Raw genomic sequence first — 24,040 nt, forward strand, 5'->3', positions numbered from 1 at the left:
TGCTGCTGGTCCGGACGGCGGACGCTGATCGCCGACCGTCACCGATCGTCGCCGACCGTGGAGAATCGCTGTGACCACTCGCCCGACCGCCGCTCCGCTCACGCCCATCGCCGTCGCGAAGTACTTCGACGACGTGGTCGACGAACTCGGCAGGCGCGGGATCTCCGTCGCCACGGTCACGATCGACATCGTGCCGCGCGAACCCGTGCGCGGGCAGCTGGTCACCGGCTCGGGGCCGGTTCTGCGGTGGCGCGAGGACATGGGGTGGAGCACCGGTCCGCAGGGCGCCGGACCGGGCGCGCACCCCGCGGAGGTGGCCCGGCTGCTGGTGACGGGGCCCGACCCGTCGCGCGGCGTGCCGACCGCGGACCCGCTTCGCTGATCAGCTCTCCGGCCGGCGGGTGAGGATGCGCACCGCGAGGTCGTCGACCGCGGACATGCCGTGCAGGCCGGACAGGGTGAGGATTCTGGCCGGTGGAGTGCCTTCCGCGGCGATCACCGTGGTGGTCGCGCCGGCACGGGCGGCCGTCGCCGCGGCCTCCAGCAGCAGCGCGATGCCCGAACTGCTCAGGTAGTCGAGGTTCGTGAGGTCGACGTCGACGCGGCAGCCCCCGGCGGCACGGACCCGCTCCAGCAGCGTGCCGCGCAGGTCCTCCGCGCCGGTGACGTCCAGGTCGCCGGTGAGGCGGAAGACGCGGACCGAGGCGTCGGTCTCGTCCACCGCGAGCCCGGCCGGGGTGGACGGCTCCGCGGGCGCGGGCGCGACGGGAACCCGCTCGTCGACGGGTGGGGCGGGGAGGTGGAAGTCGACGGTGGTCCCGTCGTCGTCGTGGTGGAAGGTGACGTTCTCGCCGAGCGCCCTGATGATCTGCATCCCGCGGCCCCGGTAGCCCTTGTCCGCCGGTTCGGGACGCCAGCGCCCCCGATCGCGGACCCGGACGTCGACACCGCCGCTCGCGCTGCGGCCCACCTCGTAGTCGAACTCGCCGGGACCGCGGGGGTAGGCGTGCTCCACGGCGTTGGCGGCGGCCTCGCCCAGCGTCAGGTGCAGATCGCCGAGCAGGTCCGGTGACAGACCAGCCGCCTCGGCCCACGCCGCGACGTGGCGGCGCAGGACGGCGAGCTCGGCACCCTGCGCGGGAGCGCGGCGACGCAGCCGTTCCGGCACGTGGCGCACGACCACGAGGGCGACGTCGTCGTCCTGGCCCCCCTCCAGGAGCGCACCGGTGATGGTGCCCACGAGCACCTCCGGCTCCTGCTGGTGGGCGTCGCGGACGACGGCGAGGAGACGGTCCAGGCCCTCGTCGATCAGCGCCCCCCGCCGCTCGACGAGACCGTCGGTGTAGAGCACGATCGACGCGCCAGGCGTCAGGACGTCGCCGTGCTCGACGTAGGGCTTGCGGCCCGCCGTGCCCAGGACGGGGCCGGTGGCGTCGGACAGGAACCGGGGCGTCCGCGCCTCGACCACCAGCGGCGGCGGGTGCCCGGCGGCGGCCCAGCACAGCTCGCCGGTGCTCCAGTCGAACGTCAGGCAGGCGCAGGTGCTGCCCGTGGCGCCGTTGGTCCGGCGGGCGAACGCGTCGAGCCGCTCCAGCGCGGCGGCGGGGGAGTGGCCGTCGAGCAGGTAGCTCGCCAGGGCGCTGCGCAGCTGTCCCATCACGGCCGCGGCGGTCGGGCCCTTGCCCACGACGTCGCCCACCGACAGGGCGACGACCGTGTCGGTGACCGGCAGCGCCTCGTACCAGTCGCCGCCGGTCCGGGCGTGCGCGGATGCCGGCAGGTAGCGGGCGGCCGCCGCCAGCCGCTCCAGGGCGGGCAGCTCGCGCGGGAGGAGGCTGCGCTGCAACGTCTCGGCGATCTCGTGCTCGCGTTGCAGCAGCAGCTCCCGCTCGGCCTCGACCCGCTGCCGGGCGGTGACGTCCCGCCCGATCGCCTGCACGCCGGCGGGCGTCGTCTGGATGCTCAGGTCCAGCGCCACGGTGCTGCCGTCGGCCCGGCGCACCTGCCGGACCTCGGTCACCACCGCCTCCGACGGCTCGGCGAGGAGTTCCCGGAGCCTGTTCTCGTGCTCGGCCCCGAGGAGGTCGGCGACCCTCCTGCCCAGCACCCGGTCGCGCTCGTGACCCAGCAGCACGCACGCCGCCGGGTTCACCTCGACGAAGCGCAGGTCCCGGTCGGCCATCCAGATGGCGTCGGTGGCCCGCTCGACCAGCAGGCGGTAGCGCTTCTCGCTGTCCCGCAGCTCGCGAGTGGTGTGCGTGCGCTGCAACGACTCCCAGCAGCGGTTGACGACCACGCCGACGAGGTCGACCTCCGCCGCCGTCCACCGCCGCACGGTGGCCTGGTGGACCGCCATCGCCGCGACGAACCGCCCCGCCTTGAGCAGGGGCAGGCAGATCACCGCGCGGATGCCCGTCGTCTCGTAGGCCGCCAGGTCGGCGGGGCTCAGCCGGTCGTCGGCCCGGCTGTCGGCCACCACCCACGGCCGACCGGCGCGCATCGCCTCCAGCGCGCCGGCGCCGAACGCCGACATGGCGAAGCGGCCCGGCAGGTGCGGCAGGCCGGTGGCGTGGTCGCCGCTCATGGTGAAGTGGTTCTCGTCGGCCTCGGCCTGCGCGTAGGCGCACCGGTCCGCCCCGACGTGCTCGCCGAGCAGCTGGGACGCGAGGGCCATGATCTCCTCGGGGTCCTCCAGCGGCTGGAGCCGCTGTTCCAGCCGGGTGAGGAAGTGCTCGCGCTCCTCGCTCGCCCTGCGCTCGGTGGTGTCCACCGTGAACCCGCGCAGCCGCCGGGGCGCGCCGTCGGCGTCGCGCTCGACGTGCACCACCTCGTGCAGCCGCAGCACCCGTCCGCTCGCGGTGATCGCGCGGTAGCCCAGGTCGTAGTCGTCCCGCGTCCGGGTGCTCGCCGCGCGTTCGCGCAGGACCTCGGCGCGGTCGTCCGGGTGCACGACCGAGGTGAGGAAGGCGGGGTCGCCGAGCCAACGGGCGGTCGGGTACCCCAGCAGCGCCTCGGCGTGCGCGGAGACGAAGGTGAACTCGCCGGTCCGCGCGTCGGCCTCCCACACGACCAGGGCGACGTCGTCCACGAGACCGCGCAGCCGGGTGGCCTCCGCCTCCGCGCTCCGCGGCACCGCCTCGTGGGCGACCAGTGCGAACCCGGACGGGTGGCCGTCCTGGCCGAGTCCGGGCGCGCAGGCGAGGACGACGTCGAGCGGTGCGCCGCGGACGGTCAGGGTGAGCGCGCCCGTCCACGCCAGGTCGCGCGCCGCCGCGTCCAGCACCTCGGCGAACGCGGCGGGGTCGGCGGTGAACTCCTGGAAGCGCACGTGCGTGACGTCGGCCTCCGCGGTGAGGCCGAGCAGTGCGCGGCCCGCCGGGTTGAGGTGGACGAGGCGCTGATCGGCGCCGACGAGGGCGACCAGGTCCGAGGACGGTCCAGCCGGCACGTCCGGACCCGGCATCCTGCTCGTCACCCGCTCCACATCACCCTTCGGTGCGACGCTCATCCGATGAGCCCTTCCGGTACCGCCGGACGGCGCGAGCAGCGGCATCCGGCTCCGCCACCTGCGAGGGTATCCGCCACCGGCCCCGCGAGAGCGGTGAGGTGGCGCAGCGGTGCGTCCGTGCAGGGGACCGCGTCGGGGAAGTCCCCTACACCTCGGGGGGCGCGCGGCGACGGAAGTCGCGGCCGGAAGACCGCTGGAGGGCGATGTGCCGCGCGCCGCGCCGCGCGACGATGCGATGCACACAGCGAGCAGGGGAGGACGACGTGAGACGGACGACGAGAGCCACCGCACTGGTGAGCGCGGTCCTGGCGGCGGTGGTGTGCGCGGCGCCGGCGGCGCAGGCCGACACCGGAGGGGGGATCGACCGGGCCGCGGTGCAGAAGCTGCTGGACGAGCTGGTCGACGGGGGCGCGGCCGGGGTGCAGGTGCGGATCACCGACGGGCGCGACGTGCTGGTGGCGCGCAGCGGCGTCGCCGAGCTCGGCAGCGACCGGCCCGTGCCGCGCGACGGGCGGTTCCGCGCGGGCAGCATCACCAAGACCTTCGTCGCCTCCGTCGTGCTGCAACTGGTCGCCGACGGCCGTGTGAGCCTCGACGCGCCGGTGTCGCGCCACCTGCCCGGCCTGCTGCCCGACGGGGACGCGATCACCGTCCGGATGCTGTTGCAGCACACCAGCGGCCTGTTCAACTACACCAACGTCTTCCCCGAGGACGACCTGGCACCGCTCCAGCGGCACTGGGACCCGGAGGAGCTCGTGGCGCTGGCCACCGCGCGCCCGCTGGACTTCCCGCCCGGCACCGCGTGGAACTACTCCAACACCAACTACGTGGTCGCCGGGATGCTCGTGGAGCGGGTCACCGGCCGGCCGTACGGCGAGGTCGTGCGGCAGCGCGTGCTGCGACCGCTGGGAATGCGCTCGACGCTGTTCCCCGGCGACCGCACCACGCTGCCCGAGCCCCACGCGCACGGTTACGTCACGGTCGGCGGCGCCGTCGTCGACGCCACCGAGATCAACCCCTCGGGTGCGTGGGCGGCGGGCGAGGTCGTGACGACCACCGCCGACCTCGACCGGTTCACCGCGGCACTGCTGTCGGGCCGCGTCGTGCCGCCCGCGCAGCTCGCCGAGATGACGAGGACCACGGAGGTCAGCCCCGACTACGGCCTCGGGCTGCAGCGCGAGACCAGCTCCTGCGGCGTGCAGGCGTGGGGCCACGCCGGTGGCATCCCCGGCTACCTCAGCCTGATGCTGAGCACCCGCGACAGCGGCACCCGGATGGAGCTGTCCATGACCACCGACGGCGGCGACGGGAGCGTGGAGAGCTACCTCGCGCTGGCCGAGGAGGTCTTCTGCGGCTGACCCCGCGACGGTGTGCGGCACGCGAGTGCCGCACACCGCCGTTCCCGTCCGGTCGGCCGGTCCGCAGCCCGACCTCCCGGCACGGCGAGACGTCACCGCTGCTCGCACTGTCTCCACCAGGGCCTTCACCTCTTCAACACCCTTCCCTGGTTGTCCAGGGAAGGGTGTTGAAGTGATCTCATGACGTACGAACAGCTACCGGTGCTGGCTGACGCACCGGGGAAGAAGTGCTCGCGCGGCTGGGCCCTGAGCGAGTGCTCGCTGGAGGTTCCGGCGGGCCGGATCGAGGTGGTCGGCGACGCGCCGGACGGGCGTGGCACGCACCCGTCGGTGTCGTACCTGACGCAGCAGAAGCCGCTGTACCCGCAGTTCACGGTGGCCGAGACGCTCAAGTTCGGCCGGAACGCGAATCCGGGAGGGGAGCAGGCGTACGCCGAGGAGCTCGTCGCCAGAGCGACCGTGCCGCTCACCGCCGGGGTGGGCACGCTCTCCGGCGGGCAGCGCACAGCGAACATCCCATGCCGGGTGGACGGACCTGCCGAGGCGCCGGCAGTGCGATCGGCGTCCCCCACCGCGGCAGGTGGCACACACTCTCACCAGGACAGCAGGCGGTCAACCGCTCTCACGCCCGCATCCGCGCACTGGGCGAACGTGTCGTCTCGATCCTCGAAGCTTGGCGACCACCGCGCAGACTCCGCTGCTCCACCACCCGCATCACCGACCTGACCTGAGCCGTCCTCGCACTCCACCTCGCTGCCGGACGAGGTTGGAAAGGCTCGTTCTGAACTGATCTCCTGGCCCGTCGACGACGAGCGCGCCGCGCTGATCCCGCTGCTCGGGGTACTGACCGGCATCGGTGCCGGCGTGCTCACTGCCGTCGCGGGCAGCCACCCGGCCCTGTGGGGTGCCAGAACCCTGCACAGGTCCGCCGATCTGCGGGATCGCCCACCACGGGTCGCAGCCGGAACTCGGTGTGCCGACCACGAACGTCACCGGGTTGGCCAGGCTGCGCATGGACGGCGCCAACCCGGTGAACGCTCACAGTCGGCGCATCAAGGTGTGCCCGTCAGCCGGGTGGTGCGGGGCTTCGCGCTCCGCAGGTAGCGCGCCAGCCCGCTGAGCTTCTGGTCGGCGATGAACGTCGACCGCTCGTTGATGATGGCGTCCTCGGCGTGCTGGATGCAGGCCCACGCGGAGTCGCCCCACGGGTCGGCGACCTTGACCTCCACGGGCTCGTCGCACGAGCCCGACAGGCCGAGCTCGCACACCTGGGGGTGCTCGCCGTCGAGGTGGTCGGCCGCGAGGTGCCGCAACTGGCCCGCCAACTTCGCCGACGCGGTGGCACGCACGCCTGGAACCTCTTCCAGGCCGCGTTCCGCGCGCACCGCTTGAATGGCCGCCAGGCGCAGCTCCAACTGGTCGGCGACGATCCCGGCCAGCGCGGTGAGTGTCCCGATCTGGTTGTCGGTGACCTCGCGCGGTTCGCGGTCGATCACGTTGACCGTGCCCAGCCGGTGCCCGTCGCCGGTGGTGATGGGAGCGGCGGTGTAGAAGCGCAGGCCCAGCTCGCCGCGCACCAGCGGGTGGTCCAGGGTGCGGGGATCCACCGCACCGTCGTTCACCACGTACACCCCGTCCTGCAACACGGCCGAGGCGCACAGGCCGGGCTCGGTGCCGATCTGGGTCACGCCCTGCAGACCGTGGCAGGCCGCGAACCACACGCGGTCGACATCGACGATCGTCACGGTCGCGATCGGCGTGTCGAAAACCTGCGCGGCCACGCGGGCGACGCTGTCGAAACTGCCGTCGGCGGGCGAGTCCAGGATGTGGTAACGCCGGACCGCTGACAGGCGCTCTGGATCGGTGTGGGTGAGCACGCGAGGAGGATAGCCGAAGACCACCGCAGGTCCGAGCCGCCCAGGAGTGCGAAGTCGTCGACCTCGAGCACCAGCGGGGTAACCATCGACGGCTCGGGCGAGACCCGGACCACTGAGCCGTTTCCAAAGGTCTTCATGATGGAGCCCGCCCGTTCGCCAGGGGCGTGGATGCGGGCGTGGGAGCGGTTGACCGCCTGTTGGCCGGGTGAGAGGTTGTGCGACGTGCCGGGGTGGGGCACGTGGGCCGAGTCGCCCGCTCCTCGGTAGGCCTCGTCGGCCCGGCACGGGATGTCGGCTTCGGTGAGGGCGTCGACGGTGCCGCGGGTGCGGGCGGCGGTCAGGAGTTGGACGGCTCCGTGGGTGTAGCGGCGGACGGTGGCCGGGGGCGATGCCGATGCCGGCGGCGAGGCGGGTGCGGGTGTCGCCGCAGCGCAGGTGGGCCAGGACCAGCAGTGCCTGGCGTCCGGGGTCGAGCCCGCGCCACCTGCTGCCGATCCGCCGTCGATGCGCGGTCAGCTCCCGGGCGAGGAACTGAAGGTGCGAACCGGACAGGTCGATCGCGGACGGGCAGACAAGCACACGAAGCTCCTGGCGATGGCCCTGCTCCTGGTCGACAAGTCATCTACCAGGAGCTCCACCACGTCTCCACCACGACCACAGCCCACGCCACCAGAGTGGAAAGGGCTCACTGTCGTCGAGCGGCTTGCGAAGATCGCGCGTCGTTCTTCGATTCTTTCACCGTTCTGGCTGTTAACGGAGGCGTGATCAGGTGGCTAGGTTCGCATTGATCAGGTGATTGCTCTACGAGAGGATGTTCATGCCTATTCCGACCGAGCCGATCGGCAGCATCCCCCGCCCGCAGTACCTGCTGGACGGGATGGCCGGCTTGGCGGCGGGAACGATCGACCAGGCCGAGCTGGACGTGTTGGTGGATCGGGCGTTGACGGAGACCGTCGAGCGGTTGGAGGTCACCGGGTCACCGGTGCTCACCGACGGGGAGCAGGGCAAGCCGAGCTTCGTCACCTACCCGTTGAGCGGCGTGGACGGGCTCGTCCCAGACGGGGCGGTCATCCCGTTCGCAGACGGGCACACCCGTCAACTGCCCCGGTTGACCGGTAGACCGTTCCGCTACGGCGCGTTCGCGAGCTCCTACCTGACCAGAGCCCAGCAGCTGACCACCCGGCCGGTCAAACAGTCGGTGATCGCCCCGTCTGCGCTGAGCCTGCTCTACCCGGCCGACGGGATCACCGACTACTCGCAGGAGGAGTTCCTGGCAGAGCTGGCCGACCAGGCCGAAACCGACATCCGGCAGTGTCTCGACGCCGGTGCGGCGTCGGTGCAGTTGGACTTCACCGAGGGCCGGCTCTCCCTCAAGCTCGACCCGTCCGGCGGTGTGCTGAGCCAGTTCATCGCGTTGAACAACACCGTGCTGGACCGGTTCACCCCAGAGGAACGGGCCCGGTTGGGGGTGCACACCTGCCCCGGCGGCGACCAGGACTCGGCGCACAGTCTGGATGTCGACTACGCCGGGCTGCTCCCCGAGTTGTTCCGGTTGCACGCCGGCACCTTCTACCTCCAACTCGCCAGCGAACCCGACCCGGCCAGGGTGCTGCAGATCGTCCGGGACCACTCGCGGGACGACCAGCGGATCTTCGTCGGTGTCATCGACCCCATCGATCCCCGGGTGGAGACCGCCGAGGAAGTACGTGACCGCGTGCTGGAGGCGGCCAGCTACATCCCCGTCGAGCGGCTGGGTACCTGCGACGACTGCGGGTTCTCCCCGTTCGCCGACGACACCTCCACCTCCCGCGACACCGCCTTCGCCAAGATCCAAGCCCGCGTGCGGGGCACTCTGCTGGCCGCCGAGAAACTCGGCGTCTGACCGGCCGGCAGCGGGTCGGGCAACCCGCCGGCCCGAAAAGCCGATCTCCTGCCCCGCTGTCGATCACCGCCCCGGTCACCGGGCAACAAGCCTCAGTGAGACCTTTTCACCCTGGTGGCGTGGGCTGTGGTCGTGGTGGAGACGTGGTGGAGCTCCTGGTAGATGACTTGTCGACCAGGAGCAGGGCCATCGCCAGGAGCTTCGTGTGCTTGTCTGCCCGTCCGCGATCGACCTGTCCGGTTCGCACCTTCAGTTCCTCGCCCGGGAGCTGACCGCGCATCGACGGCGGATCGGCAGCAGGTGGCGCGGGCTCGACCCCGGACGCCAGGCACTGCTGGTCCTGGCCCACCTGCGCTGCGGCGACACCCGCACCCGCCTCGCCGCCGGCATCGGCATCGCCCCCGGCCACCGTCCGCCGCTACACCCACGGAGCCGTCCAACTCCTGACCGCCGCCCACACCCACGGCACCGTCGACGCCCTCACCGAAGCCGACATCCCGTGCCGGGCCGACGAGGAGCGATTTTCGTCGTGACGGTGCAGGTCGCGACGAGTTTGAGGAACCCGTGTCGACGTGGCGGTTATGCCTGGTCGAGGCCGGCCGCCTCGAGGGCGGTGTCGGCGGCGTCGCGCAGGACCGACTCGTCCATGCCGGCCTCGGTCAGTGCTTCCATGCCGCGTAGCACTGCCAGGAGATGGTGGGCCGTCCGCCGAGGATCACGGTCGCCGGGGACGTCGCCAGCGGCTTGGGCGCTTTCCACCTCGGCCTGCAGGAGGTCGGCGAACGTGGTGAACGTCTGCCGCGCCCGGACGGCGACCTCGGCGTTCGACGCGGCCAGCTCCGCGGTCGACTTCGCGAGCAGGCAGGCGCGCTGCGGGCCGGGCGAAGCGCCGGCGGCGACCGCCGCGTCGAACAGGGCCCGCAGGCGTGAGGCCGCCGACGAGTCCGGGCCACTCAAGTGCTCGCGCAGACCCGCCGTGACGTTCGCGCAATAGCCGTCGAGGACCCGCTGGAACAACGCCTGCTTGTCGCCGAAGGCGCCGTACAGGCTGCCCTTGCCCAGGCTCGTCGCCCTCATCAGGTCGCCCAGCGACGTCCCCGCGAAGCCGGATGTCCAGAACGTCTCGGTCGCGGAGCGCAGCACTTGGTGCTCGTCGAACTTCCGGGGCCTGCCCATGCGGCAACCGTATTCTGTTCTGGACCGCACGGTCAACATGTGGTTGCATTTGACCGTACGGTCCAGAACTGCAGAGGAGTGCGACCCGTGACCGAACTCGACGGCAAAGTGGCCCTGGTGACCGGCGGCACGTCCGGCATCGGCCTGGCGGCGGCCACTCTTTTCGCGGCCGAGGGTGCCCGGGTCTTCATCACCGGTCGCCGGCGGGCCGAGCTCGACGCGGCCGCCGAGACGATCGGCGCCACCGGCATCCGCGCGGACATCGCGGACCTGGACGATCTCGACACGGTCGCGGCCCACATCGCAGACAGCACCGGACGGCTGGACGTGCTGTTCGCCAACGCGGGCGGCGGCGACGTGCTCGCCCCGATCACCGTGTTGCCGCCAGAGAGCTTCGACTACGTCTTCGGCACCAACGTGCCTCGGCCAGCCGCGGAAACCCCGGATTCGGCACCTGCTCGGCCTCCAAGGCGGCGATCCGGCAGTACGCCAGGGTCTGGGCCGCCGAACTGGGCCCCCGCCGCATCCGGGTCAACGTCCTGGTCCCCGGCCCGACTGACACTCCCGGCCTGCGCGGCATCGCCGGAGACGACCAGACGCAGGTCGCCGCCCTCCTGGCGCAGATGGCCGCCACCACGCCCCTGCACCGGATCGCCGATCCCGCCGAGATCGCGCAGGCGGCGCTGTTCCTCGCGAGCGACCGATCCAGCTTCACGACCGGCAGCGAACTGTTCGCCGACGGCGGCGAGGTCCAGGTGTTCCCCGCCGCCGTCCGGTGAGATGCTTCTACGACTGTCGAGTGGTGCTCCGCCGCGGCTGGGTGGCGGTGAGGAGCCGGAGGAGTTCGCGGCTGGTGCGGCGCTGGGGGATGCGGACGATGTCGCGTCGGGTGCGGCCTTCGGCGGTGCGGCGGGCCAGGTAGGCGCGAGTGCGCGGGTCGTGTCCGAACCGGGTCAGGGCGACGGTGCAGAGGGCCCGGTCGAGGCGTCGGTCCCCGCCGCGGTGGAGGCGGTGCCGCTGGGTGTTGCCCGACGAGGCCGGCAATGGGACGACACCGGCCAGGGCGGCGAACCCGTGCGGTCGGAGCGCTGGCCGTGGTCCGGGACCGGGTGGCCGAGGCGGGCGGCCAGGTCGGTCAGCGCCTCGCCGAGCGGCAGGGCGACGCGGACGGTCGCGCAGGAGTCGCCGCGGGTCTGCCCGCGGTTGACCAGGAGCACGGGCTTGCCCGCCTTGGCGGCGTGCCGGACGAAGCGCAGGCCCGACATGACGGCCAGCGAGGACCCCAGGACGAGCAGCGCGTCGGCCTCGTCGACGAGCTGGTAGCACCGCTGCACCCGTGGGCGCGGCACGCTCTCGCCGAAGAACACGACGTCCGGCTTGAGGATGCCGGACCCGCAGTCGCGGCAGTCGACCAGCTGGAAGTCGCGCACGTCCTCGTCGGCCAGCTCGACGTCGCCGTCCGGGTTGATCCGGTCGGCGGTGCCGCCGAACGCGGGGTTCGCCGCCCGCAGCCGGTGGTCCAGCTCCTCGCGGTCGCCGGTCCGCCCGCAGTCCAGGCAGATCACGCGGTCCAGGCTCCCGTGCAGCTCCACCACGTCGGGTGTGCCCGCGGCCTGGTGCAGCCCGTCGACGTTCTGCGTGATCACCCCGGACAGGTGGCCCGCCGCCCGCAGCACGGCCACCGCCCGGTGCCCGTCGTTCGGGGCGGCGCGGGCGATCGTGCGCCAGCCCAGGTGACTGCGCGCCCAGTACCGGCGGCGGCCCTCCACGCTCCCGACGAACTCCTGGTAGGTCATGGGGGTGTGCCGCCGCAGGCTGCCGGTGGCGCCGCGGTAGTCCGGAATCCCGGACTCGGTGGACAACCCGGCGCCGCTGAGCACGACGACCCGACGCCGGGCGACGACCCGGACGACGTCGTCCAGACTGGTCGTCCTGGGCAGTGGATCACCCGTGGGCGTCCAGCTCGGTGCCGGTCGTGTGCGCACGGCAACCAGCGTACGTCGTACCCGCGCGCGGCGGCCCGGACCGGCCGATCGGTGCACGGAGGACCGGGTCCGGTTCGGCTGTCCCGCGCACCCCGTCCGGGAGGGGGCAGGCCGCGCGCGAACCGTGTCAGGACGGCCTGCGGTCAGCGGAACCTCCTGCGCCACGTCACGCCCACCGTGCTGCGGAGACGCGGGCTGTGCGCGGTGACCGGGCAGGTGGAGCTCCGGGTGAACGGTCGTGACGACCCCGCCGACGTGGGGGTGCCCGACGTGGGGGCTCCGCGCGGTGGCCCCGGACCCGCCGTGCTCACCGGTCCGTCTCGACCCGTCCGGTCCTGGTGGGCGCGGTGGCGGAGAGACTGCCCAGCAGGGACAGCGCCTGCTCGGACGAGCTGCCCGGCTCGGCCTGGTAGACGACCAGCTGCTGACCCGGCGCGCTGTTCACGGTCAGCGACTCGTAGTCCAGCGTCAGCTCGCCGACCAGGCGGTGCTGGAAGCGCTTGGTCTCACGGGTCTTCTGCCGGATGTCGTGGCGTGCCCACAGCCTGCGGAACTCCTCGCTCTTGAGCGTCAGCTCGCCGACGACGTCGATCAGCTGAGGATCGTCGTGGTCCAGACCGGCCGACGCGCGCAGCCCGGCCACGGTGTTGACCGCCACGCGCTCCCAGTCCGGGTAGAACTCCCGCGCGCTCGGATCGAGGAACACCAGCCGCACCAGGTCCCCGCTGTGGGCGTGACCGTCGAACAGGGCCCTGCCCAGCGCGTTGTGCGCCAGCACGGTCAGGCAGTGCCCGAGGACGACGGCCGGGGTCCGCTCCCAGCCCTCCATCATCCGCACCAGGGCCGGGCTGACCCGCTCGCGCCGCGCGGCCGGACGGCGCCGCGCGGCCACCGGGTGCGCCAGCCGGTGCAGGTGGGCGGTCTCCTCCTCGCCCAGACCCAGTGCTCTGGACAGCGCGTCGATCACCTGCGCGGACGGGTTGCGCTCGCGTCCCTGCTCCAGCCGCACGTAGTAGTCGGTGCTGACCCCCGCCAGCATCGCGACCTCCTCCCGGCGCAGCCCGGAGACCCTGCGCGGGCCCGAGAACGGCACGTTCACGTCCTCGGGCCGCACGAGAGCGCGGCGGGCTCGCAGGAACTGTCCGATCGGGTTCTCGTCGACCACGAGCTCCACAGTAGGGCCGGGGGAGGCGCGCAGGGTGGCCGTGCTGCTCCCACCCTGCGCGCCTCCCGTGCGGCGTCAACCGGTGAACGCCTCCCGGTGGGCGGTGACGAACTCGGCGAACGACCGGGCCGGACGACCGGTGACGTCCGGCACGACGGAGGTGACGCGGTCCTCGGCGCCGGCGCCGATGGCCTCGTCCAGCCCGGCGAGCAGGGCGGCGAACTCCGGCGGGTAGCCGGCGGCGACGTGCCGGGCGGCGAGGTCGTCGGTGCTGACCGAGCGGTGGCGCACGGGCAGACCCGTGACCTCGGTGACGACCGCCGCGGCGTCGGCGTAGCCGAGCGCCTCCGGCCCGGTGATCACGTGCGCCGTGTCGTGCGGCACCTCGTCGAGCAGCGCGCGGACGGCGACCGCTGCGATGTCGGCCGCGTCCACGAACGCCACCCGGCCCGACCCCGTGGCGGTGACGATCTCCCCGCTGGTGCGGACGCTCCGCGCGACCGGGTGGTCGGCGAGGAAGTTCTGCATGAACCAGGACGGGCGCAGCACCGTCCACTCCGGCACCGTCGTGCGGACCAGGTGGTGCAGCGCGCCCAGACCGGGGGCGCCCTCCGGCACGGCGGACGAGCTCAGCAGCACGACTCGCCGCACCCCGGCCCGCAGCGCCCGCGCGAGGAACGGCTCGACCACCGGTACCGCGTCCACGACGCCGATCGGGGCGATCAGGTAGACGCGGTCCACCCCGCTCAGCGCCGCGTCGTGCGTGCCGGGGTCGGCCCAGTCGAACCGCACGTGCTCGCCGTCGACCGGCGTCCTGGTGGCGATCCGCGCGACGGCCCCCTGCTCGCGCAGCGCCGCGGCGAGCAGGCTGCCGGTGGTGCCGGTGCCGCCGGTGACCAGCACGGCGCTCACGCGGTCGACCCCCCGCCGGTGAAGGACGCGGTCAGCGCGTCGAGTCCGCCGGTCAGCTCGGCGGCGGCCAGCGGGCTCCAGTAGTCCCGGTAGCGCAGGATCTCGCCGTCGCGGGTGGTGATGACCGCGATGTAGCGCATCCGGTACGGCTGGCCGGTGCTCACGACCGTGCCCTCCACCTCGAACTCCACGACGACCGCTCCGGGGTCTGCCGTGTCGTGCACCGTCTTCTCCACGACCGCGCGCGGCGTGACGAGGTCGGGGTAGCCGCGCATGTACTCGCGCACGGCCTCGCGGCCCTCCAGGCGCTGCGGGTACCCGGCTGCCGCGAACGGGAACTCCAGCACCCCGTCCACCGCCCACAGGTCGGCGAACCCCGACACGTCCTCGGCCAGCAGCAGGCGCAGCGCCTCGTCGACGACGTCGCGGGCGGTGCGGCTCGATTCGGACATCAGAACTCCTCGAAGGAATGGACGGAACGGCTCCGTCCCGACGTCAACAATACGCCGGACGGGTCCGTACCGTCCACCCGTATGCTGCGGCCATGACCGACCACCCCCGGCGCACCCCGACCGGTGCCGCCGTCCTGCAACCGCAGATCACCTCCGCCATCACCGAGGCCGTCCTCGACGAGCTGGCCGAGCACGGCTACGGGCGGCTGTCGATGGAGGCGGTCGCCAAGCGCGCGGGCGTCGGCAAGAGCGCCTTGTACCGGCGCTGGCCGTCCAAGCAGGACATGGTGATCGCGGTCCTGTCGGAGTTCAGCGTCCCGCTCGCCGAGGTCCCCGACACGGGCTCGCTGCGGGGCGACCTGCTCGCGACCCTGCACGCGGTCCACGGGTGGCTGACCCACCCCCGGTTCTCCAAGATCCTGCCGGACCTCAGCGCGGAGGCCGGGCGCAACGAGGTGCTGGCCGCCGCCGTCGAGCGCGCCATCGGCGAACCGCGCCGCACGCAGGGCGCGGCGACCCTGCGCCGCGCCGTCGAGCGCGGCGAACTGCCCGCCGACCTGGACCTCGACCTGGCCCTCGACCTGGTGGCCGCCCCCGTCTACTGGCGGGTGAGCGTCCGGCACGTCACCGCGACGCCGGAGCACCTCGACCGGCTCGCCGACCACCTCCTGCGCGCGCTCGGCGCGCGCTGACAGCTCGACCGCCGCGGGCCACCGCGCGGCGCGGTGATCTGGAAGTGTGGGCGGCGCGGCGGCGGATCACCCGCCACGACCGCGCGTCCTGTCACCCGGCGAGAGGATCGGCACAGTGGCACCACGAAACGCCTGGCTGCGGCAGTTCGAGCCGAACCCCGAAAGCCCCGTGCAGCTCGTGTGCCTGCCGCACGCGGGCGGAGCCGCCAGCTTCTACGTGCCGTTCTGCCGTGCCCTGGCCCCCGTGGCCGACGTGGTCGCCGTGCAGTACCCCGGACGGCAGGAGCGCAGGCTGGAGCCCTGCGTGACCGACCTCGCGGAGCTGGCGGACCTCGTGGCCGAGGCGCTGGCCGATCGGCTGGACCGCCCGACGGCGCTGTTCGGGCACAGCATGGGCGCGACCCTGGCCTTCGAACTGGCGCGTCGCCTCCCCGTGGCGCACGTCTTCGCCTCCGCCCGCAGGGCGCCGTCGCGCTGGCGGGACGAGCCGGTGCGCGTGCGCGACGACGCCCAGCTGATCGCCGAGGTGGTGGCGCTGGGCGGGTCCAGCGCCGAACTGATGGCGGACGAGGACGTGGTCAGCATGGTGCTGCCCGCGCTGCGCGGGGACTACCACGCGGTCGAGACCTACCGGTGGACGCCGGAACCTCCGCTGACCGTGCCGCTGACGGTCCTCGTCGGGGACGACGACCCGAAGGTCTCCCCCGAGGAGGCGCGGGCCTGGGAGGAGCACACGACGGGCGAGGTGGACCTGCGCGTGTTCTCCGGCGGTCACTTCTACCTCGTGGACCACCAGCCGGAGGTCGTCGACCTGGTCGGCGACCGGCTGCGCGCGCTGGCGGCCGCCGCGGCCTCCACGACCTGATCGACCCCGGCGGCGCCCGGTGCCCGTGGCGCGGAAACGAACGTGCCGCGATCCGCGAGGAACGAGCTGAACGCCGTCCCGCCGCGCGGTGTTCGGGAGAGGTCGGGGGAGGAGAGGCCGGATGTGCTCGCGGAGATCACGGGCGGCTCGCCCGTGCGTGGACCTGGTGCGCGACGTGGTCGAGCGGTACCACCCGGCCGAGACGCAGCTGCTCGACGACCTGCTGCACGAGTTCCGGGCCGATCCCGAGCGGCTGCTGGCCGCGAAGCCCCTGCGCGCACCGGCGCGCACCGGCGTCCAGCCCGAACTGGTCGTGCCGCACGTGCTGGCGGCGGCGTCGTTCCTCGACGCGCTCGCGGTGGACGGGACGGCGGGCACCGCGCTCGACGCGGTGCGCGACCGGGTCTCTCGGGGGTGGGCGGCCCGCCGGATGCGACGCGGCGTCCCGACCGCGGTGTGCGGGGCCGGCGGTGCCGCCGGGACGCCCGAGGTCGTGGCGGTCGTGCGCGCCCACCTGGAGAACCGCGGTGTCGACGCCGCCACGGCGCGGCGGGTGGCCGAACAGGTCGTGGGCGAACTCCTGCCCGCCGCCCGAGTCGTCCGGACGACGGACCCCGTCCGCGGCACTTCCTCCGCCGGACACCCCGTGTCACCCGACCGGGTCGGAACGGCGGGCCCGTCCGCGGACGGGTGAGCTGCACAATGCGTGCATCCGGGGCCGGGCGACGCACGTGCGGCCCGTGACGCGTCGACGAGGAGTGCAGTTCATGGGGTTCGCAACCAGGGCAGTCGGGATCGCAGCCGGGATCGCCCTCACCACCGGTCTGGCGGGCACGGCCGCGGCGGCCACCGAGCCGGGGTCCGACGCCGCGTCCGACCTCGCCGCGTCGCTGGGGGCTCCGCTCAGCGTGCCGAACGCCGCGGCGCACCCGCTGGCCGACGGAGTGGTGCAGAGCGTGGGGGGCGGCGTGCGGGCGGCGTCGGCTCCCGTTCAGGTCCTGTCCGGCCTGTCGGCCGGTGCCGCCGAAGCGATCGGCTGACCCGACCCGCCGTCCACCACGCCGTTCTGCGAGGCGGTCCCGCGCGCAGGCGTGCGTGCGGGCGGTGGTGGGACCGACTCGCTCCCGCCACCGCCCGGCGGTGACCCCTGACAGGGACGGTCCGGGCCGTGCACCGCTCCGCGCCCCCGGCGCCGTCGCCCACCTCGTCGACGGTGACGACCGCACCCCGCGCTCCGGGGACGCGCCGGAACGGAAGTCGCACCGCACGAGCTGTGCGGCTCCGCGCAGCGGACCGGCGGTGCGACGTCGGTGGAGCGGCGATCCTCCACCGCTCACAGTCCACTGTGGGGCTCCGCGCGCCGACGCCGGGGCGCGGAAACCGCGTCGTGCAACGGATTCGGCCGATCCGGTCGTGATCGGCATGACCCAGATCACCCGGATCGAGCACTCCGTCCCCCGGTCGTGTCCGATAGCTTGGGCAAGCCTGAACAGCTTTCGGACGGCAGGAGGGCGTCGGTGGCCTCGTCAGGACATTCGGACCCGGGGATCGAGGGTGCGGTCGCGCTGGTGACCGGAGCCGCCGGCGGCATCGGTGCCGCGGTGGTGGACGCGCTGGTCCGCGCCGGTGCGGCGGTCGCGGCGCTGGACGTCGACGCCGCCGGGCTGGACGAGGTCGCGGCGCGCTCCGGCGGCCGGGTCACGCCCTTCGCCGTCGACGTGGGGAACTCCGCGGCGGTCGCCGGTGTCGTGGACGAGGTCGAGCGCGAGATCGGCCCGATCGGCATCGGGGTGCCGGTGGCGGGAATCCTGCGGCCGGGCTCGGTGTGCGACACGACCGACGAGGACTGGGCGGCCACGTTCGCCGTCAACGCGACGGGCGTGTTCGCCGTGCTGCGGGAGGTGTCGCGGCGGATGGTGCCGCGCGGCAGGGGAGCACTGGTCACCGTCGGGTCCAACGCGGCCGGGGTGCCGCGCACGGGGATGGCCGCCTACGCGGCGTCCAAGGCGGCGGCCACGATGCTCACCCGTTGTCTCGGCCTGGAACTGGCGGGCAGCGGCATCCGGTGCAACGTCGTGTCGCCGGGATCGACCGACACGTCGATGCAGCGTCTGCTGTGGACGGACGACTCGGGCGCGGACCGGGTGATCGCGGGCGTTCCCGAGGAGTTCCGGGTCGGCATCCCCCTGGGGCGCATCGCCGATCCCGCCGACGTCGCCGAAGCCGTGCTCTTCCTGGTGTCCGACCGCGCGCGGCACATCACCATGCAGAACCTGTACGTCGACGGCGGAGCGACCCTGCAGGCCTGAGCGATCAGAACTCCTCGTCTCGCAGGGGATGCGCCATCGGCGTCCTCTGTGGACAGACCGCGCCCGGAGCCGTGCGGCTGACGCCGGTGCTGGTCGGAAGCGGACTTCCAGGACGACCGCGTCGAGGTCCGCCTCACCTCGTTCGCGAGGCCGGGGGCGCGCGGAACTCGCGTCCTGCCGCGCACCCGCTGTCACCGTCCCGCCGAAGGGGAACCCGACCGTGTCCTCACCTGCACTGGCGCGTCCCCGGCCCGTCCACCGGGCGGCCGACCTGCTGGCCGCCTACCTGCCGGGGTCGTTCTACTACTCCTCGGGGCGCGGATCGCTGCTGGCCGACGGTGTGCACTCGACCGTCGGGGCCGGGCACGGGAGCCGGGCGCGGGCGGCGGCGGAGGCCCTGGACGCGGCGGTGGTGGCCGGGATCGCCGACCCCGTGGTGGCCGGGGCGATCGGGTTCCGCCCGGACTCCGAGAGCAGCCTGGTCGTGCCCGCCGTGGTGCGCAGGGCCGCCGCGCCGAACGCCGCCGCCGCGACACTGCCGGCCTCCGGCGGCGCGATCTGGTCGATCACCGCGCGGCCCGAGCCGGACGGGTACGCCGAGGGAGTGCGCCGGGCGCTCGCGCTCATCGACGACGGCGAGCTGAGCAAGGTCGTCCTCGCCCGCTGCCTGGAACTGGTCGCGGACTCCCCGGTGTCCGTGCCGTCGCTGCTGGCCCGCCTGGTGCGGGCCGACCCCGCCGCGCACGCCTTCGCGGTCGACGTCAGCGCGCCGGGCGACTCCGCGCCGCGCACGCTGGTCGGCGCGAGCCCCGAACTGCTGGTCGCGAGGCGCGGCACGGAGGTGACGGCCAACCCCCTCGCCGGGTCGCTGCCGCGCGTCGCCGACGACGCCGAGAACCAGCGGCGGATCGCCGCCCTGCTGGTCTCGGCCAAGGACCGGGCCGAGCACGCGCACGTCTCGGCACAGGTCGCCGAGGTGCTGGGACGGTTCTGCGTCGACCTGGACGCGCCCGCCGAACCCGCGGTGATCGGCACGCCGACGATGTGGCACCTGTCGACGCGGATCACCGGGCGGCTCGCGGACCCGGCCGACCCCGGCTCCTCGTCGCTGGGGCTGGCCGAGGCGCTGCACCCGACACCCGCCGTGTGCGGGGTGCCCGTGAGCCGCGCGCGGGCCGTGATCTCCGAGCTGGAGCCGGAGGACCGCGGCTACTACTCCGGGCTGGTCGGCTGGACCGGCCCGGACGGCGACGGCGAGTGGGTCGTCACGATCCGCAGCGCGGAGGTGTGCGACCGGACGGTGCGGCTGTTCGCCGGAGCCGGGATCGTCGCGGGCTCGGACCCCGCCGCGGAGCTGGCCGAGACCAGCGCGAAGTTCCGCACGCTGCTGCGCGCGCTCGGGCTGGAGGGTGCCGCGTGAGCGCGGGCCGAGCCCGCCCACCCGCCGAGCGCGGCCGGTGCGCTGAACCTGCTCAACACGGTCGGCGGCTCGATCGGCACCGCCGTCCTCGCGGTGGTCCTCCAGCAGCGGCTCGCGCTCGCCCTCCTCGCGACGGCCGCGCTGCCCGCGGCGGTGGCTCGGAACCGGGAGACCGTCGCCGCGATCCCCGGCTGCCGCGTTCCCCGGCGTGGCGGACGACGGGCGGCCGACGACCCCGCGCAGCACCGGAAACCCCGACGCTCACCTGGTACTGCGCGGCGGCCGCGTGCCGGACGGCCGAGCCGCCCGGAGCCGCGTCACAAAGCTGTAACCGGTCGTCGTCGTTTCGCGCAGACGAGTCCAGAATGGTTCACCGAACACCTCGTCAACGTCGAAAGGTGATTCCGGTGAACTCCCTGCGCGACAGAACCACGGATCAGCTCACCTCCTGCGCGAATGTGACAAGTCCTGTTTCCGGGTTGGTGCGGACATGAGCAAGAAGTTCGTCCTGAAGGGAAGGAGGAACGGTCGCAGCACCCGTCTGCTCGGCCTCCTCGCCACCTGCCTGCTGATCACCGCCGCCACTCCCGCGGCAGCCGACCCCCGGCAGGGGGCCGCCGCGCTGCGCGAGGTGATGTTCGTCGGCAACAACTGGGAGGGCACCGCCGACGTCATCGCCTCCAGCGGGAACTTCGCCCGCATCGGCCGGGTGAACGTCATCCCCGACCGGGACGAGCGGCTGCGCGAGATCTACCTCAACCCGATCAAGCTGGCCTACTTCCTCGGCATCCGCAACGGCCCCGGCGAGGGGCACGACCAGTTCGTCGACGACATGTACACCACGCCGGACGGCAGCGCCGTGGTCGTCTCCCGCCCCAGCTTCGCCGACGTGGTCTCCCTCGACCTGGTCACCGGCCGCGTGAAGTGGCGCTTCCCGGTCTCGGGGTACCGCTCCGACCACATGGCGGTGTCGCCGGACGGGCGCAGGGTCGCGGTGTCGGCCTCCACGTCCAACACCGTGCACGTGCTCGACGTCCTCACCGGCCGCCAGGTCGGTTCGTTCGCCACCGGGGACAAGCCGCACGAGAACGTGTTCACCGACGGTGGCCGGTACCTGTGGAACATGTCGATCGGCGAGGTCAACACCGATCTGGACGACCCGTTCTGGGACTTCACCAAGGGCGACCGCCGCATCACCGTCGTCGACACGACCACCTTCCAGCAGGTGAGGGTGATCGACATGAGGCAGCGCCTGGACGCCTTCGGCCGTTCGGACCTGTCGGACTCGGTCCGGCCCGTGGCGTTCACCCCCGACGAGTCGACGCTCTACTTCCAGGTGTCGTTCTTCAACGGGTTCGTGGAGTACGACGTCGCCGCCGACCGGATCACCCGGGTGAAGGAGCTGCCCGAGAACCCGGACACCAGCGAGGACCGCAGGACCTGGGTCAACGACTCCCGCCACCACGGCATGTCGGTGAGTCCGGCCGGCGACAAGCTGTGCGTCGCCGGGACGATGGACGACTACGCCGTGGTCGTCGACCGGGCGACCCTGCGAGAGGGTGCCGCGGTGCCCGCCTCCAAGCCCTACTGGGCGACCGTCAGCGGTGACGGCCGCAGCTGCGTCGTCTCCGAGAGCGGCGCCGACCAGGTCACCGCGATCGACTTCGCCACCGGCCGCAAGGTGGTCTCCGTGCCGGTGGGCGACCACCCGCAGCGGGTCCGCACCGGCCACGTCCCCGCCGGGTGGACCGGCCCGGCCACGGGCTGACCGGTCGGCACGGCTCGACACGGGTCCGGTGGGTGCCAAGCGGTGCGCGCCCACCGGACGCGCGTCGGGACCGCTCGCGGACCGGAGGCCGCGCAGCGGTCGAGCGGCGCACGTCGCGCAGCGGAATTCGATCGGCGCGGGAATCGTCCACTTCTCGCGGAATGGTCCGATCGGTGCGGGTCGCCTGTGTCGGCCACCGGTGAAGTGGGCTGTGCGGCGGAGCGCGGTGGACGACGATCGGACTGTTGTGACGGCACAGCTGCGACAATCGGGTCGTCCGGTGAAGAACGTCTCGGAATCGATGATCCCGGTGGCACGATGAGGCTTCGCGACAACACGGGGGAGACGATGGTGTCACGTACGAGAATCGCCCGAAGAATTCTGGCCGGCGCGTTGCTGACAGCGGGGCTGGTCGCCGTGCCGACGACGGCCGGGGCGGCGCCCGCGGTGCCCGCCGCGGCCACTCCGCAGTCGGCGGCCACGTCGCTCAGCCCGGAGGCCGCGGCGCTGTCGGCCGATCCGAACACCGCGCTGGAGCGGTTCTGGACCCCGGAGCGGATCGCGGCGGCCAAGCCCGCCGACCGGGGCGTCACGCCGGAGGAGGTGCGGAGCACCGCGCAGACGTCCGTGCTGGGCGCGCTCGACGTGCCGGGCGAGAGTCCGGTCGTGGGCGGACCGGGGGAGGCGACCACGTTCGCTGGCGCGACCGGGACGTCCTGGCCCGCCCGGCACGACTGGGTGTCGCTGACCAACGGCAAGGTGCTCTTCGAGGACAACGGACTGTGGCACTGCTCCGGGGTCGTCGTCAGCACCGAGGCGCGCAACACCGTCTTCACCGCGGGCCACTGCGTCCACGGCGGCAAGGGCGGCACCTGGCACGACCAGAACTGGACCTTCATCCCGGACTACTACTACGGCGACCGTCCGCGGGGCACCTGGAGCGCACGGCAGCTGTGGGCTCTCAACGGGTGGATCAACGACAGCGACAACGGCTACGACGTGGGCGCCGCCGTGATGCACCCGCTCAACGGCCAGCAGCTGATGGACGTCACCGGCAGTCAGGGCATCCGGTTGAACGGGCCCGCCACGCCGTCGGTGTGGCACTTCGGCTTCCCGCTGAACTCGCCCTTCGACGGTGAGGACCTCATCACCTGCGACGGGGCCACCTCGCGGCGGTTCGTGATCACCGGAGACCTCAAGCTCGCCTGTACGATGCAGGGCGGCGCGAGCGGTGGCGCGTGGCTCGCCGACTTCAACCAGAGCTCGGGCTACACGGTCAGCGTGAACAGCTACCACGTCGGCGACGACCTGACGCAGATCTACGGCCCGTACTTCGGTGACGGTGCGAAGAACCTCTACGACTCGGTGAGGAACCTGACGTGAGGCGTGGCACGGCTCGCCTGATCGCGGCCGGACTGGCCGTGCTGGCGGCCGTGCCCGCCGGATGTTCGGACGGCGGGCACGACGGCGGGCAGAGCACCCGCGTCGTGCCCGCTCCGAGCGTGGTGCTCGAACGCGCTCCCGCGCCGACCGACCGGGAACTCGTCCTCCGCATCGGCTTCTCGGCCCTGTCGAGCGGCCCCGACGCCCTCGCGGACGTCGAGGTGCGCCAGTCGGCGGACAGCGTCGGCATCCGGATCACGGTGCGCGAGCGCGTGCCGGGCGACGACGAAGCGGTGTCGAACAGCGCCTTCACCGCCACCGAGACCGTTCGGCTGGACCAGCCGGTCGGCGACGCGACCGTGGTCGACCTCAACCGCGATCCACCGGCCGAGATCCGAGCGCTGTCCGGCGGCTGAACCGGATGCGCCACGGCACGGGGACGTGTCGAGACGGCAGCGTGACTCCGATCCGAAAGGGCGATGCCGCGCAGGTCTCCGGGCGCTGTCCGCGCCGACCTCCCGCGGGTCCGCCGACCGGGCTGAAGTGCGTCGCTCGTCCACCTCCCTCCGCCGCAGGGCGGCCGACTCGTCGCTCCCCTCGCCGAGGATCTCTGACGACGGAGCCCGCCCAGTCCGTTCGCGTGCGTCCTGGATCTCTGGTGCGCTGGACGGCGGTGGAAGCTGCTCGGCATCGCACCACTCGTGCCACAGGAAGATCCGACGCCCGTCACGACGGTCGCACGGGTGGCGTCTCGGGACGACAGCATCAACCACGGTGGACAGTTCACTCCGGAGTGGACCGAGGTGGCGTGAACGCCGGTTTCCGTGCTGCGCGTTGCGAGCGACGCTCGACGGGGGTGTGACCTCTGTGGAGCGGAGGAATCGCGGTGAGGCCCCGCGGGCTCAGCGCGGCGAGGTGCCGTGGGCGTCCTGGAAGTCGGCGACGGCGCCGCCGTGCTGCTCCGCCCACGCGGTGAGGGCGGCGACGGGTTCCACGAGCGTGCGGCCCAGCTCGGTCAACCGGTACTCGACGCGCGGCGGAGCCTCCCGGTAGGCGTGCCGCTCCACCAGGCCGTACCCCTGGAGACGGCGCAGGGTCTGGGTGAGGACCTTGCGCGAGACGCCGCCGATCTGGCCGACCAGTTCGCCGTGCCTGCGCGGCCCGTCGCTCAGGCCGAACACGACGAGCGCCGCCCACTTGTCGGCGATGATCTCGATCGTCAGCCGGGCCGGGCAGTCGGCGAGGAAGCCGTAGCGGGTCGCGCAGGTCACGAGCGGAAGCTACCAGC

Annotated in this window: 20 protein-coding genes and 5 pseudogenes; 15 read left to right on the forward strand and 10 right to left on the reverse strand. The window is 73.1% G+C overall.

The window, feature by feature from the left end; genetic code table 11:
- The first annotated feature begins 70 nt into the window (after nucleotides 1-70).
- Nucleotides 71-382, forward strand: a complete 312-nt coding sequence (locus IMZ35_RS24825) for a hypothetical protein (RefSeq protein ID WP_199443603.1) — start codon at nucleotides 71-73, stop codon at nucleotides 380-382.
- On the opposite strand, the gene IMZ35_RS24830 is transcribed toward IMZ35_RS24825, so the two are convergent.
- Nucleotides 383-3,508 (reverse strand): SpoIIE family protein phosphatase, encoded by a 3,126-nt coding sequence (locus IMZ35_RS24830; protein WP_229373172.1) that lies wholly within the window; start codon nucleotides 3,506-3,508, stop codon nucleotides 383-385.
- A gap of 263 nt (nucleotides 3,509-3,771) precedes the next feature.
- On the opposite strand from IMZ35_RS24830, the gene IMZ35_RS24835 reads away from it, so the two are divergent.
- Both IMZ35_RS24835 and IMZ35_RS31030 read left to right on the forward strand, forming a co-directional pair.
- Nucleotides 3,772-4,866, forward strand: coding sequence for a serine hydrolase domain-containing protein (locus IMZ35_RS24835; RefSeq protein ID WP_307868733.1), 1,095 nt, complete (start codon nucleotides 3,772-3,774; stop codon nucleotides 4,864-4,866).
- Between the two features lie 539 nt (nucleotides 4,867-5,405).
- A pseudogene (locus IMZ35_RS31030) lies at nucleotides 5,406-5,597 on the forward strand (IS5/IS1182 family transposase); the annotation flags it as partial.
- 321 nt (nucleotides 5,598-5,918) lie between these two features.
- Here the strand turns inward: IMZ35_RS31030 and IMZ35_RS24845 are convergent.
- Together IMZ35_RS24845 and IMZ35_RS32315 are read right to left on the reverse strand one after the other, a co-directional pair.
- Nucleotides 5,919-6,767 carry a GAF domain-containing protein gene (locus IMZ35_RS24845; RefSeq protein WP_438816895.1) on the reverse strand — a complete coding sequence of 283 codons (849 nt, stop codon included), beginning with the start codon at nucleotides 6,765-6,767 and terminating at the stop codon, nucleotides 5,919-5,921.
- A gap of 44 nt (nucleotides 6,768-6,811) precedes the next feature.
- A pseudogene (locus IMZ35_RS32315) lies at nucleotides 6,812-7,322 on the reverse strand (helix-turn-helix domain-containing protein); the annotation flags it as partial.
- A gap of 238 nt (nucleotides 7,323-7,560) precedes the next feature.
- Between IMZ35_RS32315 and IMZ35_RS24855 the strand changes: the two are divergent.
- Nucleotides 7,561-8,625 carry a cobalamin-independent methionine synthase II family protein gene (locus tag IMZ35_RS24855; protein WP_199443608.1) on the forward strand — a complete coding sequence of 355 codons (1,065 nt, stop codon included), beginning with the start codon at nucleotides 7,561-7,563 and terminating at the stop codon, nucleotides 8,623-8,625.
- 579 nt (nucleotides 8,626-9,204) lie between these two features.
- Here the strand turns inward: IMZ35_RS24855 and IMZ35_RS24865 are convergent.
- On the reverse strand, nucleotides 9,205-9,840 hold the full coding sequence (locus IMZ35_RS24865; RefSeq protein WP_307868759.1) for a TetR/AcrR family transcriptional regulator: 636 nt from the start codon (nucleotides 9,838-9,840) through the stop codon (nucleotides 9,205-9,207).
- Nucleotides 9,841-9,918: 78 nt separating this feature from the next.
- Between IMZ35_RS24865 and IMZ35_RS31925 the strand changes: the two are divergent.
- Both IMZ35_RS31925 and IMZ35_RS31930 read left to right on the forward strand, forming a co-directional pair.
- Nucleotides 9,919-10,161: pseudogene (locus tag IMZ35_RS31925) on the forward strand (SDR family NAD(P)-dependent oxidoreductase); the annotation flags it as partial.
- A gap of 116 nt (nucleotides 10,162-10,277) precedes the next feature.
- Nucleotides 10,278-10,580, forward strand: coding sequence for an SDR family oxidoreductase (locus tag IMZ35_RS31930; RefSeq protein ID WP_307868761.1), 303 nt, complete (start codon nucleotides 10,278-10,280; stop codon nucleotides 10,578-10,580).
- A 105-nt stretch (nucleotides 10,581-10,685) separates the two neighbouring features.
- Here the strand turns inward: IMZ35_RS31930 and IMZ35_RS32320 are convergent.
- The 5 genes and pseudogenes from IMZ35_RS32320 to IMZ35_RS24895 form a co-directional block, all read right to left on the reverse strand.
- A pseudogene (locus IMZ35_RS32320) lies at nucleotides 10,686-10,872 on the reverse strand (transposase); the annotation flags it as partial.
- A gap of 41 nt (nucleotides 10,873-10,913) precedes the next feature.
- Nucleotides 10,914-11,786 (reverse strand): annotated as a pseudogene (locus IMZ35_RS24880) (NAD-dependent protein deacetylase); the annotation flags it as partial.
- Between the two features lie 307 nt (nucleotides 11,787-12,093).
- On the reverse strand, nucleotides 12,094-12,951 hold the full coding sequence (locus IMZ35_RS24885; protein ID WP_199443612.1) for a helix-turn-helix transcriptional regulator: 858 nt from the start codon (nucleotides 12,949-12,951) through the stop codon (nucleotides 12,094-12,096).
- Nucleotides 12,952-13,026: 75 nt separating this feature from the next.
- Nucleotides 13,027-13,863, reverse strand: a complete 837-nt coding sequence (locus IMZ35_RS24890; RefSeq protein ID WP_199443613.1) for an NAD(P)H-binding protein — start codon at nucleotides 13,861-13,863, stop codon at nucleotides 13,027-13,029.
- Complete coding sequence (locus IMZ35_RS24895) at nucleotides 13,860-14,315, reverse strand: nuclear transport factor 2 family protein (RefSeq protein WP_199443614.1); 456 nt, start codon at nucleotides 14,313-14,315, stop codon at nucleotides 13,860-13,862. Before IMZ35_RS24895 ends, IMZ35_RS24890 begins: the two co-directional genes overlap by 4 nt.
- A gap of 92 nt (nucleotides 14,316-14,407) precedes the next feature.
- Between IMZ35_RS24895 and IMZ35_RS24900 the strand changes: the two genes are divergently transcribed.
- The 9 genes from IMZ35_RS24900 to IMZ35_RS24940 all read left to right on the forward strand — a co-directional run bounded on the left by IMZ35_RS24900 (nucleotide 14,408) and on the right by IMZ35_RS24940 (nucleotide 23,168).
- On the forward strand, nucleotides 14,408-15,007 hold the full coding sequence (locus IMZ35_RS24900) for a TetR/AcrR family transcriptional regulator (RefSeq protein WP_199443615.1): 600 nt from the start codon (nucleotides 14,408-14,410) through the stop codon (nucleotides 15,005-15,007).
- A gap of 115 nt (nucleotides 15,008-15,122) precedes the next feature.
- Nucleotides 15,123-15,872: a thioesterase II family protein gene (locus IMZ35_RS24905; protein WP_199443616.1), complete on the forward strand. Its 750-nt coding sequence runs from the start codon at nucleotides 15,123-15,125 to the stop codon at nucleotides 15,870-15,872.
- Between the two features lie 166 nt (nucleotides 15,873-16,038).
- Nucleotides 16,039-16,566 carry a hypothetical protein gene (locus tag IMZ35_RS24910; RefSeq protein ID WP_199443617.1) on the forward strand — a complete coding sequence of 176 codons (528 nt, stop codon included), beginning with the start codon at nucleotides 16,039-16,041 and terminating at the stop codon, nucleotides 16,564-16,566.
- Nucleotides 16,567-16,639: 73 nt separating this feature from the next.
- A complete protein-coding gene (locus IMZ35_RS24915) occupies nucleotides 16,640-16,912 on the forward strand; it encodes a hypothetical protein (RefSeq protein ID WP_199443618.1) in 273 nt (90 codons plus the stop codon).
- Nucleotides 16,913-17,389: 477 nt separating this feature from the next.
- A complete protein-coding gene (locus tag IMZ35_RS24920) occupies nucleotides 17,390-18,181 on the forward strand; it encodes a 2,3-dihydro-2,3-dihydroxybenzoate dehydrogenase (RefSeq protein ID WP_199443619.1) in 792 nt (263 codons plus the stop codon).
- Nucleotides 18,182-18,401: 220 nt separating this feature from the next.
- Nucleotides 18,402-19,601: an isochorismate synthase gene (locus IMZ35_RS24925; RefSeq protein ID WP_199443620.1), complete on the forward strand. Its 1,200-nt coding sequence runs from the start codon at nucleotides 18,402-18,404 to the stop codon at nucleotides 19,599-19,601.
- 490 nt (nucleotides 19,602-20,091) lie between these two features.
- Nucleotides 20,092-21,369 carry a YncE family protein gene (locus tag IMZ35_RS24930; protein WP_199443621.1) on the forward strand — a complete coding sequence of 426 codons (1,278 nt, stop codon included), beginning with the start codon at nucleotides 20,092-20,094 and terminating at the stop codon, nucleotides 21,367-21,369.
- 351 nt (nucleotides 21,370-21,720) lie between these two features.
- The gene (locus tag IMZ35_RS24935; protein ID WP_199443622.1) at nucleotides 21,721-22,752 is read left to right on the forward strand and encodes a trypsin-like serine peptidase; all 1,032 of its coding nucleotides are present in this window, start codon (nucleotides 21,721-21,723) and stop codon (nucleotides 22,750-22,752) included.
- The gene (locus tag IMZ35_RS24940; RefSeq protein ID WP_199443623.1) at nucleotides 22,749-23,168 is read left to right on the forward strand and encodes a hypothetical protein; all 420 of its coding nucleotides are present in this window, start codon (nucleotides 22,749-22,751) and stop codon (nucleotides 23,166-23,168) included. The genes IMZ35_RS24935 and IMZ35_RS24940 overlap by 4 nt, the downstream gene beginning before the upstream one ends.
- A 486-nt stretch (nucleotides 23,169-23,654) precedes the next feature.
- Here IMZ35_RS24940 and IMZ35_RS24945 read toward each other — a convergent pair whose 3' ends face one another.
- Entirely contained in the window at nucleotides 23,655-24,023 is a 369-nt protein-coding gene (locus IMZ35_RS24945) for a winged helix-turn-helix transcriptional regulator (protein ID WP_199443624.1), read from the reverse strand.
- Nucleotides 24,024-24,040 lie beyond the last annotated feature (17 nt).

The organism is Umezawaea beigongshangensis (assembly GCF_016464305.1).
Taxonomy (GTDB): Bacteria; Actinomycetota; Actinomycetes; order Mycobacteriales; family Pseudonocardiaceae; genus Umezawaea_A; species Umezawaea_A beigongshangensis.